The sequence below is a fragment of the Marinilactibacillus kalidii genome, assembly GCF_017599325.1.
Classification (GTDB): domain Bacteria; phylum Bacillota; class Bacilli; order Lactobacillales; family Carnobacteriaceae_A; genus Marinilactibacillus; species Marinilactibacillus kalidii.
In genome coordinates this window covers 72,645-85,189 of record NZ_JAGFVM010000023.1, presented here as the reverse complement: position 1 = coordinate 85,189, position 12,545 = coordinate 72,645, and the positions used below count along the sequence as shown (strand labels likewise).

Genomic DNA, 12,545 nt, shown 5'->3' with positions numbered 1-12,545 from the left:
GCTAAACTATCTTTAGTGTTAAAAGTTAAAACACTTTTCTTTTCTCCCCCTAATATTGAACCTTATAAAGTGGCCCCCCACTTTGACTGTTCTTTTGAAAAGAAAACTGATTCTATATGAAGCAACACTTTCTTTCTCCCCTGATTGAATTGTATACACTGCTTTATTATAGAAACATAAAGACTAGATATGTCTTATTAACAAATAAGGTTGGACTATTTCAACCTAACAAAAAATCCCATTAGGATTTAGCGAATTTTCGCTCTTTCCTAATGGGATTTTTTGTCTGCTTTATTTAATCCTGATAAGCCCAATGATTCGTCGGACCATGTCCATGACCAATACTTTCTAGCGGTTGAGCAATTGCTGCCTGGATATAGGCCTTAGCTGTTTGAATGGCTTTCATATCATCTTGTTCCTTAGCAATTTCTGCTGTGATACAAGCTGAGTAGGTACACCCAGTACCGTGCGTATTTTTCGTATCGATACGCGGAGTCGACAACCAAACGTCTTCACCCGATTCGAGCAATACCAAGTCAGTTGCTTCAGGATCTTCTAAAGCGTGACCACCTTTAATGATCACAACACGACTACCCAGATTTTTTAACAGTCGCGCTGCTTCAAGCATGGTTTTGTTGTCTGTTATTTCTATTCCGGTTAGCGCTTGTGCCTCGGGAATATTTGGGGTGATGATATCTGCTAGGGGAACGAGTTTCGTTTTCATAGTTTCGATTGCGTTGGATGCCATAAGTGGGTGGCCGCCTTTAGCAATCATCACTGGGTCAATGATCAATGGTATCGTTGGATGTTTTGCCAAATTTTTCGCGACTAGTTCCATATAGGTCTGATCGACAAGCATCCCTGTTTTGATGGCCGCTATATCAAAATCTTCAAAAATAGCCTCTAGTTGTGCTTCCACTATTTCGAGTGGCACAGGATGAACACTGTTCACACCAAGCGTATTTTGTGCAGTTACAGCCGTTATAACCGATGTTCCGAATACGCCACGGGCTTGAAAGGTCTTTAAATCTGCTTGAATCCCTGCTCCGCCACCACTGTCACTTCCTGCTATGGTCAGTACTTGTTTTGGTCTCATATTTGCCCCTCTTTTCTAATGATTACTTCATGTTGAGTAATACTCATCGTTTTAATGCATGAACATTAGTCTTGCCTTTTTATTGCGATATGATGAAACAAAAAAACTCTTCTATCATTTAGTAGAAGAGTGCAGCCTCACATCAAAAAGAATACAGAAACCGCATCTTTAAGTGTATCATGGTCACTTCCCTCCGCTAGCATTACCTAGTTCAGGTTAAGGGTCAGGTCTTACCTTTCTCAGCGCTAACTACCAAATGGCTTTTCCGATTTTACTTAGTCATCGGATAATCTATCGGTGTATCTGCTCCCCTAGTTCTTTTAAACGAACATTTCCATTATATCAAGTCGATTACTGGATTACTAGTCTAAAAGTTGGCAAAACTAAGTAGCTCTTCTTCACTCGATTTGTTTTTTCATCTCTTCATCATAGCTTCTTCAAACTTATTATTTATACTATGTTCATACCCACAATAACCAACTTATTTTTTCCGGTTGGCTACTCCTCCAAGTAGCCAACCATCTCCTTTTTAACCACCTACAGCTGTAGGTGGTTTTTTTTATTTATTATCTAGCTGTTCTGTCTCTATGTTTTACGAGTAATGCGTACTTTTATCTGCAGGAATCATTTTAAGATTTGTTTTCATGACGTCACGAATGTTATAAGATGAGATCGCTCCTTTAAACCAATTTCTCAAAAACCAACTATAAATAAAAAACAGCCATGAATGGCTGTTTTTTTTTTACTATAATTGATTTTTGACAATCTTTCCATCTTTGATGACGAGTTGGATGGTTTCTACATTTGATAAACGCGCAATATCGTCTAACGGATTCCCTTTGATGACAACTAGGTCTGCTAACTTTCCGGTTTCAAGCGTTCCTAAATCGCTTTCCCAACCGAGACATTCCGCAGCGGTCTTGGTCGTTGCGACAATGGCTTCCATAGGTGTCATTCCACCTTCAGTCATGAGCGCTAGTTCTCTCAAATTGGTTCCGTGCGGCATGACACCTGCATCGGTGCCCATCGCAATTTTAACGCCTGCTTTGTAGGCAGCCGCAAAGCTTTGTTTGTGCGCTTCAATGGCTTCTCTCGCTTTTTGTACGGAAGATTCAGGCATGCCTGATGCTTCTGCCAATTCAAGTACAGCGACTGGTGCAAGCAATGTTGGCACTAAAAAAGTGCCCTGTTCCTTCATCATTTCAATAGCTTCATCGTCTAGAAAAATACCATGTTCAATCGAGTGGATACCCGCTTTGACAGCTTGTTTGATTCCTTCAGCACCCTGTGCATGCGCCATCACTCTGACGCCTTTTCTGAATGCTGCTTCCTCGACGATGACATTTAATTCTTCTAGTGAGAACTGTGTGAACTCTGGGTGATCAGTCGCGCTCAAGACGCCACCAGTCGCATGGACTTTAATGACTTCCGCTCCAGCTCTTAGCATTTCTCTGGTTTTTTTGCGGACTGCTTCTACACCGTCTGCTTTACCATCTGGCATACCGGGATAATCTGCTTGAAGCAATTCAACGGTTTGACCGGAAGTTGTATACCCATCACCATGCCCACCAGTAATGGTTAGTGCGTTGATACTTAGTTGCATTCTCGGCCCTTCTACGATGCCTTCTTCTACTGCTTTTTTTACACCTAGGTCCGTACCTAATGCATCTCTAACAGATGTAATGCCTGCGTCTAATGTGTTTCGCATATATTGTATAGCTTGGTAAAACATGTAGGAAAATGGTGTTTCTAGTCTCGTTTGAACCGGTGAATATTCCATCATGAGGTGAACATGTGTATCAATAAAACCAGGTGCAATCGTCGCGCCATCAACATCGATCGTTTCGTCAACAGTCCCATCAAAATCACCGGCATCCCCTACAAAGATGATGCGGTTGCCGTCAACAACGACAGCACCTTGTTTGATCGGTTCGCCCCCGTTACCATCAATCAGTAAACCATTTGTAATCATCATTTTGGTCATCTTAACTCTCCCCTTAGCAATTGAATAAATTCTATTTTAACCTAAGGGATTTACATTTACTAGATTAAGATGAAAAAAAGATGAAAATTTTATCATTTCAACTCTTTCATTGCTTTCAACAAGTCATGTGCTTGCGCAACGTCTTTATCTCCACGACCTGAAATCGTCAAAATAATGGCATCTTCTTTATCGAATTCCGGCGCAAGTTTCTTCGCAAGTGCGACTGCATGCGCACTTTCCAAAGCGGGTATAATACCTTCTTTGGAAGAAAGTATTTGGAAAGCTTCTAACACTTCTTCTTTAGTAACCGTGTAGTATTCAGCACGTCCACTTTCTTTCAAATAGCTGTGTTCAGGACCAACGCCTGGATAATCTAACCCGGCAGCAATCGAATAAGTTGGTGCGGGTTCGCCAGCTTCATCCTGTAAGACCAACGTTTTAAACCCATGAAGTTCGGCTGGTTTTCCGTGCGCCATCGTGGCAGCTTCTTCTGGCTCTACACCAATCAAGCGTACCTCTTCTTCCTCAATATAATGCGCAAATGAACCAATCGCATTACTACCACCACCAACAACTGCAATCACCGCTGCTGGAAGCTTACCATCTTGCTGAATGATTTGGCGTTTAGATTCTTCACTGATCACAGACTGGAAATGTCTGACAATAGACGGAAATGGATGAGGCCCAACAGCCGAGCCCAATAGGTAAAAAGTGTTCTCATAATTTTCTACAAGATCTGCTAAAGCGACGTCTACTGCGTCTTTTAGTCTTCCTTGCCCCTTTTCGACCGGTACGACTTTGGCACCGAGAAGTTCCATCCGAAAGACATTTAACGCTTGTCTTTCGGTATCGAGTTTGCCCATATAGATGGTGCAATCCATACCAAACATGGCACAGGCTGTAGCCGTCGCCACACCGTGCTGGCCAGCGCCAGTTTCTGCGATGATTCGGTGAGCGCCCATGCGTTTTGCGAGTAAAATCTGACCAATAACATTATTGATTTTATGCGCGCCCGTATGGTTCAAATCTTCTCGTTTCAAGTAAATTTTTGGTCCATCAAATGCTTCAGTCAATCTTGAAGCGAAGGTCAGTGGATTTTCTCTTCCAACGTATTCTTTTAAGATTTCTTTGAATTCACGGTTGAATTCTGCGTCATCTTTGTAATGTTCAAATTCACTTGCTAAATGATTCAAGACTTCCTTTAGTGCTGGCGGAACAAAGCTTCCACCAAATTCTCCAAAAAAACCTGTTTCGTTTACTGCCATTCTTTCGTACCCCTCTTCTAATTGATTGTTTACAAAACTTCTGTCAGATTTTCTTCTTCAAATAATCGCAATAGATCCTTCATCGTCATTTGTTCTTTAGCCTTTTGATCTAAGTCTAAGGTTATCTTACCATCTTTCATGACGATTAAGCGATTACCATACACTAAGGCATCTTCCATTTGATGCGTAATCATCATACAAGTCAATTGTTTTTCTTTTATAATCTGATCTGTCAGTTCCATCAATTTTTTAGAAGTTTTAGGGTCTAGTGCGGCTGTATGCTCATCTAGCAGTAGCAGATCTGGTCGCGTCAACGTTGCCATCAGCAAACTCAACGATTGGCGCTGCCCACCAGATAACTGGCCTGCCGGTGCATCGATTTGTTTTTCTAACCCATTCCCAATCGATGCACACATTTCTTCAAATGCCGCTTTATTCTTTTTCAAACTTCTGGATTTTAGTGTTTTACTTTCTCCACGCAGTTTAGCTAGCAATAAATTTTCAGCAACGGTCATTCGTGGCGCTGTTCCCATTTTTGGATCCTGAAAGACTCTTGAAATCAATCCTGCTCGTTTTTCTTCTTTCCATTTTGTCAGATCTTTGTCTTTTAGCACGACAGATCCATCCGTTGTTTCTATTGAACCAGTAATACTATTGAATAAAGTCGATTTACCGGCACCATTGCCACCCAACACAGTGACAAATTCACCTTCGTTTAAGGTGAAGTCCACACCGTCCAATATTCTATTATCTTCATCTGCCTGATTTGTGATGACTTTCGTTAGACCCGTTAATTTCAATAATGTACTCATGCTTTTTCCCCTTTCCCAATCAGCGTACCTAATCTAAGGCTACGTCTGATTTGTGGAATCATTAAACAAATCGCTAGAATCGTTGAGCTAAAGATACGGATATAGGTTGTATCAAATCCGAGTTGAATAACGAAAAGCAAGAGTAGTTGGTATAAGACACTCCCGATGACGATCGTGCACAATCGCTCGCCAAGTTTTAGGTCCTTAAACATTACTTCACCAATAATGAGAGATGCAAGACCAATGACGATGACACCAGCTCCTCCATTTACGTCTGCATATCCGTTGTTTTGCGCGACTAGCGCACCAGCTAGAGCGATAACGCCGTTTGAGATAACGAGTCCTAGTATTTTCATGTTATCTGTCCGGATACCCAATGAACGTGCCATATCTTCGTTGTCTCCGGTTGCGATAAACGCTTGTCCGAGATTAGTATAGAAGAACGCAAGAATTGCACCAATAAGCACAACAAGTACGATGATCCCAACGAATACAACGTTATAGTAGTTGGGTAGGCCTTGGAAGTAATCGAATAACCTGTTTTGGTTCAGTAAACTTAAATTCGGGCGTTTCATAATAAAGAGGTTGACTGAGTGTAGTCCTGACATAACTAGGATACCGGCTAAAATGACGGGTACTTTTCCTTTTGTATACAATAAGCCTGTCGCCAGTCCCGCACACATGCCTGCCAATATTGCTAAAATGATGGATAGAATGGGCGGAACGCCTGATACGATTGCGGTCACGGCCACAGCAGCGCCTAGTGGAAATGAGCCTTCAGTTGTCAAATCCGGGAATTTCAAAATACGGTACGTTAGATATAACCCTATTCCTAATACTGCCCATAAAAATCCTGATGCGATAGCGGATATAATCATCTTATTGACCTCCCTCTTCTGGTTCGATAATTCTACTGTTTTCTAAAACATCTTCTGGAATCGTTACACCGATTGCTTCGGCTTTCTCTACGTTGATCAGTTGTTCTCCACCTTCTACGATATATACGGGGAAAGTAGCTGGATCTTTACCGTCTAATACTTCAGCGGCCATTCTTCCAGACTCAACGCCTAATTGAACTTGGCTAATACCAATCGTTGCCAATCCACCTTGTGCAATCATTAAGTCAACAGTTGGAATCAGCGGCATGTTATAGCGATCCGCTTCACTGACGACCGTGTTGAACGCACTAGCGATCGTATTATCTGTCGGCAAGTAGATCACATCGACTTCTTTAGACATCGCTGCGACCATTTGTTGAATTTCATTTGTGTTCGAAACAGTGTAGGTTTTGAGGTCTAATCCTGCATCTTCAATCGCTACTTGCGCACGTGCTGCCTCTGCTCTGGCGTTGTCTTCACCGGAACTATAAAGCATCCCAACCGTTTGTGCGTCAGGAAGAATAGCTGTCATCAATTCAATTTGATCTTCGACTGGCGCTTGGTTTTTAACGCCTGTTACGTTTCCACCTGGTTCCTCTTCAGAAGTGACCAGTCCTGAACCGATAGGATCTGAAACAGCAGCCATGATCACAGGAATGTCACTAGTGACATTTGTTAATGCTTGGCTAGCGGGTGTGCCGATCCCGATTACGATATCTGCACCCTCACTCACGATAGAACTTGCCATCGTGTTCATCAGATTTTGATCACCTTGTGCATTTTGGAAATTGATCGTCAGGTTTTCTCCTTCAACATAGCCGTTTTCAGCTAAGCCTTGAATCGTGCCTTCACGAATTTCATCTAGTGATGGGTGACTAGTCGTTTGTAATAAGCCGACTGTCAGTTGCTTTTTATTTGTTTCAGCTGATTTTCCCTCATTACTTGAAGCTGTTTGGTTCGTTGTTTGTTCACTTGGAAAAAAGAATCCTATGATTAATACTGTAAAAATAAGGGCAAATGTAACGAGCATACCTCTTCTTTTCATCGTGTTACTTCCTCTCTTATCTGTTTAATATCTATTTAATAATCTTGTCAGTTGTTTCTTTTCCAGTCCCAGTCAGATAGCATCTGCACCAACTCCTTAAATCAATCACTTTATGCGTTAGAGTATATTCTTTAGATAACCATAAAAAAAGGCAATCTCCACACTTGATTCAGTAGTGGAAATTGCCTTTTTACAAACAAAACCACATAGATATCGCGCTATCTACGTGGTTACTTATCTAGAATTTCTCGAGAAATAAGCCGCATAGATACAAAATTTAGAATGAGTTCTAAACGTTGTATCTACGAGACTACTCATATCTACAACGATCTACGCCAGCTTTGCCAGTTCATATTCAATTGTACTGTCTGCTTAGAATCGAAGTTCATGAGTGTCTCTCTCCTTTGTCATCTCTAATGTGATTTTTATAATACAGTGTAACTAAACCGTTGTCAACAAAAAAGTGGTTTCCCCAGATCGGTGCAACTGACTAATGTGACTTTTCTAGATTTCCTTATTCTCTTGATCTTTAAAAGTGTTAAACTAACTACGTAAAGAAAGAAAAGGAGCCTTTAATGTAATGAAAAAGAAAATCGCAATCATCGGCGCAGGAGTAGTTGGTGCTTCTGCAGCTTATTATTTAAGCAAAGAGGAAACAGTTGAAGTAACTATTTTTGATGAAGGAACTGGTCAAGGCACTTCTGCTGCTGCTGGCATCATCAGTCCTTGGTTATCAAGAAGAAGAAACCAGAAGTGGTATCGTATGGTGAAAGCAGGTGCGGCCTTCTATCCTGACTTCTTGAATGAAGTAATGGATGGCGCCCCTATTCCTGAATCCGTTTATAGTAAAGTCGGTACTTTATTATTCAAGTCAAAAGAACGGCACTTAGAAGAGCTTCTCAAAATCGGTCAAAAAAGACGTGAAGAAGCGCCTGAAATCGGTGATCTTGCTATTTTATCTCCAGAAGAAATCAAACAAAAAATCCCTATTTATACGGGTGAGCAATCCGCATTATGGGCAAGTGGCGGTGCCAAAGTGGATGGTAAAGCGCTCGTCGATTTACTCATAGAAAAAGCCAGCCAACATGGCGCTACCTTTGTTCCAGAACGTGTCGAGAAACTCGAGCCCGAAAACGAAAGATTAACAGTAGTTACTGCGCAATCAACCGATGACTTCGATTGTGTCGTTTTAGCAGTAGCTGCCTGGTTACCTACTTTACTAGAACCCTTAGATTATGAATTGGATCTGCGTCCACAAAAAGGCCAATTGGCAATCCTAGCTTTATCTGATATTTCCACTGCCCAATGGCCAGTCATTATGCCAGAAGGTGAAACAGATATCATTCCATTTGAAGGTGGTCGCATCGTCATTGGTGCTACTCACGAAAACGATCAAGGATTTGATCTAGAAATCGATCAAGATCTACTAACTTCTATGGTAAATGAATCTACTACACAATTTTCTACATTTTTACGTGAGGCAAAAATTGTGGATTATCGTTCTGGTACGCGCGCTTATACTTCTGATTTTTCACCTTATTATGGACCTGTTCCGTCCTTACCCAACGTTTATGCCGCTAGTGGACTAGGTTCTACGGGACTAACTGCCGGACCGCTCGTTGGTAAAGAACTCGCGTTGCTAGCGATGAATCAAGTGACACAATTACCCTTAGTTGATTACCCAATCGAGCAGTATATCAAGAAAATAGATGAACAGACTAAATAGAGTCGACCATCTGCTGAACTTTACTTTCTGATAACTAGATTTTGCAAAAAAAAGATGAACCCAGATTTGGGTTCATCTTTTTGGTTTTGGATAAATCGATTAGTGATTTTGAGGTCTTTCGATTTTTTCAATCTCTGGTCGCTTCGTTAACGAAAGGCCATAAAGACCAATACTAAACGTCAACCACATCATACCCACTGAATAACCACCAACAATATCTGATGGAAAATGTACGCCTAAATAAATGCGACTAACACCAATTAATAGAATCAAACACATTAGACCAATCGATGCTATTAGACGGAACCACAAGTGCTCAGATAACCTTAATACCAAGAAGATCATTGCGCCATACAAAATGATAGACCCCATTGCGTGACCACTTGGAAAAGAATAGCCATCTTGCATGATTAAATGTTCTACACTACTTGGTCGATCTCTTCTAATCATATACTTTAATACTTGATTCAATACACCCGCACCCAATGCTACCGTAAGTAAATACCAAAGTGAAAGCCATTTGTTTTTTAGCTTAAACAAAATGAATAGGCTCGTCGCAATGGCGAGAAGTGTTAGCGGCAATACATTCCCAAACAATGTGATCCCTCTGAAGATACTAGTCAGTATCGGTTCGCGCTCATCAATGATTTCATTCCCTACATAATCGTCAAACATACCTAAGATACCCCATTCGAAATATCCAGCTATTGCTAGCAATAAGAACGGAATAATCATAATCATTCCTAGGTAAAACATTGTCTTCGGCTTCCATAAGTGCCGATTAACTTTTTTTAAAGAATTTGACATCATTGTTTCCTCCGTAAATCTATTTTTATATGTTCATCGTTCATATGACAGCTTTTTTGTTTGCTTACCTTTTAAAAGTGTCTGTTTTTTTGCAAGTAATCATTATTTTTCATTATTTTCGAAAATCTCCTTTGACTTCCTTTCTTGCATTAGGTAAAGTAGTCAAGGGAATCTGAATTACGCCCCTCTGTTCTCGCGCTTGATTTAAAAGCGTTAAGGACTAGAAAGTATAACTACTATAGAGGAGTTTATTGTTGTATGAAAGTATTTGATTACGAAGATATTCAATTGATCCCTGCCAAAGCCATTGTTTCCAGTCGTTCAGACTGTGACACATCCGTAGAACTTGGCGGACGTCGCTTTGCACTTCCAGTCGTGCCAGCTAATATGCAAACTGTTGTCGACGAAGAATTGTCAATCTGGCTTGCAAAAAATGGTTATTTCTACGTGATGCACCGCTTTGACGAAGCAGCTAGAGCTGGCTTCATTGAAAAGATGCATGCACAAGATCTTTATGCTTCTATCAGCTTAGGCGTTAAAGATGAAGAGTATGATTTCGTAAAAGAACTAGCTGAGCGTAACCTTGTTCCAGAATATGCAACGATCGATGTTGCACACGGACATTCTCAAATGGTTATTGATATGATCACACACGTTAAAAAACATTTACCGGAAACCTTCTTGATTGCCGGAAACGTTGGTACGCCAGAAGCTGTACGTGAATTAGAAAATGCTGGAGCAGATGCGACAAAAGTCGGTATTGGACCTGGTAAAGTTTGTACAACAAAACTAAAAACAGGTTTTGGTACAGGTGGATGGCAATTAGCAGCTGTCTCACATTGCTCTAAAGCTGCACGTAAACCAATCATCGCTGATGGTGGTGTTCGTACTCATGGTGATATCGCTAAATCTATGCGTTTTGGTGCAACAATGGTAATGATCGGCTCGCTATTTGCTGGACATGACCAATCACCTGGTAAAATGGTTGAAGTTAACGGCCGTCCTTATAAAGAATATTTCGGTAGTGCATCAGCTCATCAAAAAGGTGAACGTAAAAACGTTGAAGGTAAAAAAATGCTAACACCTTACAAAGGTGACATTGCAGACACCATGCTTGAAATGAAACAAGATCTACAGTCTTCGATTTCTTATGCAGGTGGAGATGACATCGAATCTCTACGCAAAGTAGACTACGTGATCGTTAAAAATTCCATTATGAATGGCGAGAACTACAACGCTAGTGGAATCGATGTTCCAGATAGCTTTGCTACTTCATCAAACTTCCAACCATAATCAAATAAACGAAGCACCTGCGGCTAGTAATCGCGGGTGCTTTTCTTTGTTTAAAATAGCATTAATCTTTTCTTTTGATTTCTAAATAAATAAAAAATCCATAGTACAACACAACAAAAAACAAAACGATAAAAAAAATCCAATAAGGCAAATCAAAAACGATATATAAAACGAAAAAAAAGACAAAAGAAAACAATGGATACCAGACAAGCGTTTTAGGATCAAATTCTGTCTGTGGCATGAAAAACCCACTCCTAAACAACTAGATTTAAATGCGAAAGAATCTGATCGACTGTTTTTTCTACAGTAATGTTCTCGACGATCATATCTGTTTCTTTTGGAGGCGTCAATTCGTTGGTATCATCACTATGACAAATTCGCTCATAAATTTTCTCTTCACTATCTCCTCGTTTGCGCATTCGCTCAGCCATAACTGTTTTTGAAATATGAATGAAAACAACAACTGTCTCTTCTGGAAAAGCTTTCTTCATTGCGACAGCGCCGTTGCGATCTAAAGAAACGTGGACGATATCGTGCACTTCTAATGCATCACTGACTTCCGCCTTCGTCAGACCGTAAACACGATTGTTATATACCGTCTGTTCGACAAAATTATCCGGATTCAGTTCATCGACTTTTCTAAAATGATAATCAATACCGTCTTGCTCTCCAGAACGTGGCTCTCTCGTCGTAGTCGTTACGAGTTTAGGAATCCCTTTACGTACAAGCGCTTCGCCCACTGTCGTTTTTCCACTACCGCTCGGTCCAACTAATACGATAATACACTTATCTTTCATACATACTCACCCCAATATGTCGTCAGCAGTTCGGCTTTATCCACCTAATGTAACATCTGTTTTCTGGTACCAATCTAATGCATCATAAAGATGCTGATTTTTATAATCCGGCCAAAATTCATCAATCACAAAAATATCTGAATAGACAGATTGAATCGGTAAAAATCCACTTAAACGACGACGACCACCCCAACGGAGAACCATGTCCATTCGGGAAACATCTTTAGACGCAATATGGTCGATAAGGTTGCTCGAATTTTCAATCCCCTCATTGTTTAAAGCATAATCAAGATCCCAATTCCAACCATAATTCACGAGAAAATTCACTTTCATTTTTCCCTCTCCAAATCGAGTACGTTTCATCGCATAAGGAAGTAGTTCTTTTGGAAAGACTTTAGAATCTGTATTACCTAATACCATTAAATCTGCATCACGTTTCTTTAATTCATTCACTGAGTCAACACAAGCTTTTTGGAAGGCCTTTGTTTGAAGTGAAGGTCTTTTCACATTATCCATCGTAAACCCATAGAAAGTCATCTCTTCTACGCCCAACTCAAGACATGCTTCGTATAATTCTAGTCCCGGACCAATCCCATGAGGATAGCCGTCCGTTTTCTGTAATCCCTGTCCAACTGCCCATCGACGATTCCCATCAGGAATGACACCGATATGTTTCGGCATGCGTTTAAATGTTTTCATGCTATTTATAGGTCTCCTTATATTCCACTACGAATTTGTAAATTTGATCAAAATAGTTCTTATCTCTTATAATACAGCTTTTCAACCCTCTTCATCAACTAACATGGATATTTTTTATTTTACCTGACCAAAAGTTAGAAAAT

The 12,545-nt window shown here is 40.5% G+C and carries 12 protein-coding genes; 2 read left to right on the top strand and 10 right to left on the bottom strand.

Annotation, left to right across the window (positions count from 1 at the left end; all coding sequences use genetic code 11):
* Window positions 1-295: 295 nt before the first annotated feature.
* The 6 genes from thiD to trpX form a co-directional block, all read right to left on the bottom strand.
* Entirely contained in the window at window positions 296-1,096 is an 801-nt protein-coding gene (gene thiD, locus J5J05_RS05065; RefSeq protein WP_208559583.1) for a bifunctional hydroxymethylpyrimidine kinase/phosphomethylpyrimidine kinase, read from the bottom strand.
* A gap of 745 nt (window positions 1,097-1,841) precedes the next feature.
* On the bottom strand, window positions 1,842-3,080 hold the full coding sequence (locus J5J05_RS05060; RefSeq protein WP_208559582.1) for a metal-dependent hydrolase family protein: 1,239 nt from the start codon (window positions 3,078-3,080) through the stop codon (window positions 1,842-1,844).
* Between the two features lie 92 nt (window positions 3,081-3,172).
* On the bottom strand, window positions 3,173-4,345 hold the full coding sequence (gene trpB / locus J5J05_RS05055) for a tryptophan synthase subunit beta (RefSeq protein ID WP_208559581.1): 1,173 nt from the start codon (window positions 4,343-4,345) through the stop codon (window positions 3,173-3,175).
* A gap of 29 nt (window positions 4,346-4,374) precedes the next feature.
* The gene (locus J5J05_RS05050) at window positions 4,375-5,157 is read right to left on the bottom strand and encodes an ABC transporter ATP-binding protein (RefSeq protein WP_208559580.1); all 783 of its coding nucleotides are present in this window, start codon (window positions 5,155-5,157) and stop codon (window positions 4,375-4,377) included.
* Complete coding sequence (locus J5J05_RS05045) at window positions 5,154-6,035, bottom strand: ABC transporter permease (RefSeq protein WP_208559579.1); 882 nt, start codon at window positions 6,033-6,035, stop codon at window positions 5,154-5,156. The genes J5J05_RS05050 and J5J05_RS05045 overlap by 4 nt, the downstream gene beginning before the upstream one ends.
* A 1-nt stretch (window position 6,036) precedes the next feature.
* Window positions 6,037-7,080: a tryptophan ABC transporter substrate-binding protein gene (gene trpX, locus J5J05_RS05040; protein ID WP_208559578.1), complete on the bottom strand. Its 1,044-nt coding sequence runs from the start codon at window positions 7,078-7,080 to the stop codon at window positions 6,037-6,039.
* 580 nt (window positions 7,081-7,660) lie between these two features.
* On the opposite strand from trpX, the gene J5J05_RS05035 reads away from it, so the two are divergent.
* Entirely contained in the window at window positions 7,661-8,806 is a 1,146-nt protein-coding gene (locus J5J05_RS05035; RefSeq protein ID WP_208559577.1) for an NAD(P)/FAD-dependent oxidoreductase, read from the top strand.
* A 99-nt stretch (window positions 8,807-8,905) separates the two neighbouring features.
* On the opposite strand, the gene J5J05_RS05030 is transcribed toward J5J05_RS05035, so the two are convergent.
* Window positions 8,906-9,613, bottom strand: coding sequence for a phosphatase PAP2 family protein (locus J5J05_RS05030; RefSeq protein ID WP_208559576.1), 708 nt, complete (start codon window positions 9,611-9,613; stop codon window positions 8,906-8,908).
* Window positions 9,614-9,871: 258 nt separating this feature from the next.
* Between J5J05_RS05030 and guaC the strand changes: the two genes are divergently transcribed.
* Window positions 9,872-10,906, top strand: a complete 1,035-nt coding sequence (gene guaC, locus J5J05_RS05025; protein ID WP_208559575.1) for a GMP reductase — start codon at window positions 9,872-9,874, stop codon at window positions 10,904-10,906.
* A 61-nt stretch (window positions 10,907-10,967) separates the two neighbouring features.
* Here the strand turns inward: guaC and J5J05_RS05020 are convergent, their stop codons facing one another.
* The 3 genes from J5J05_RS05020 to J5J05_RS05010 are packed head-to-tail and all read right to left on the bottom strand — an operon-like array spanning window position 10,968 to window position 12,402.
* Window positions 10,968-11,147: a hypothetical protein gene (locus J5J05_RS05020; protein ID WP_208559574.1), complete on the bottom strand. Its 180-nt coding sequence runs from the start codon at window positions 11,145-11,147 to the stop codon at window positions 10,968-10,970.
* A gap of 13 nt (window positions 11,148-11,160) precedes the next feature.
* Window positions 11,161-11,703: a guanylate kinase gene (locus J5J05_RS05015; protein ID WP_208559573.1), complete on the bottom strand. Its 543-nt coding sequence runs from the start codon at window positions 11,701-11,703 to the stop codon at window positions 11,161-11,163.
* A 36-nt stretch (window positions 11,704-11,739) separates the two neighbouring features.
* Window positions 11,740-12,402 (bottom strand): undecaprenyl diphosphate synthase family protein, encoded by a 663-nt coding sequence (locus J5J05_RS05010; protein WP_208559572.1) that lies wholly within the window; start codon window positions 12,400-12,402, stop codon window positions 11,740-11,742.
* Window positions 12,403-12,545 lie beyond the last annotated feature (143 nt).

What these genes read in the sequence shown, in the direction of transcription:
- guaC (WP_208559575.1), top strand. Translation starts at nt 9,872, where the DNA reads ATGAAAGTATTTGATTACGAAGATATTCAATTGATCCCTGCCAAAGCC.
- J5J05_RS05020 (WP_208559574.1), bottom strand. Translation starts at nt 11,147, where the DNA reads ATGCCACAGACAGAATTTGATCCTAAAACGCTTGTCTGGTATCCATTG.
- J5J05_RS05010 (WP_208559572.1), bottom strand. Translation starts at nt 12,402, where the DNA reads ATGAAAACATTTAAACGCATGCCGAAACATATCGGTGTCATTCCTGAT.
- trpX (WP_208559578.1), bottom strand. Translation starts at nt 7,080, where the DNA reads ATGAAAAGAAGAGGTATGCTCGTTACATTTGCCCTTATTTTTACAGTA.
- J5J05_RS05030 (WP_208559576.1), bottom strand. Translation starts at nt 9,613, where the DNA reads ATGTCAAATTCTTTAAAAAAAGTTAATCGGCACTTATGGAAGCCGAAG.
- trpB (WP_208559581.1), bottom strand. Translation starts at nt 4,345, where the DNA reads ATGGCAGTAAACGAAACAGGTTTTTTTGGAGAATTTGGTGGAAGCTTT.
- J5J05_RS05045 (WP_208559579.1), bottom strand. Translation starts at nt 6,035, where the DNA reads ATGATTATATCCGCTATCGCATCAGGATTTTTATGGGCAGTATTAGGA.
- thiD (WP_208559583.1), bottom strand. Translation starts at nt 1,096, where the DNA reads ATGAGACCAAAACAAGTACTGACCATAGCAGGAAGTGACAGTGGTGGC.
- J5J05_RS05035 (WP_208559577.1), top strand. Translation starts at nt 7,661, where the DNA reads ATGAAAAAGAAAATCGCAATCATCGGCGCAGGAGTAGTTGGTGCTTCT.
- J5J05_RS05050 (WP_208559580.1), bottom strand. Translation starts at nt 5,157, where the DNA reads ATGAGTACATTATTGAAATTAACGGGTCTAACGAAAGTCATCACAAAT.
- J5J05_RS05060 (WP_208559582.1), bottom strand. Translation starts at nt 3,080, where the DNA reads ATGACCAAAATGATGATTACAAATGGTTTACTGATTGATGGTAACGGG.
- J5J05_RS05015 (WP_208559573.1), bottom strand. Translation starts at nt 11,703, where the DNA reads ATGAAAGATAAGTGTATTATCGTATTAGTTGGACCGAGCGGTAGTGGA.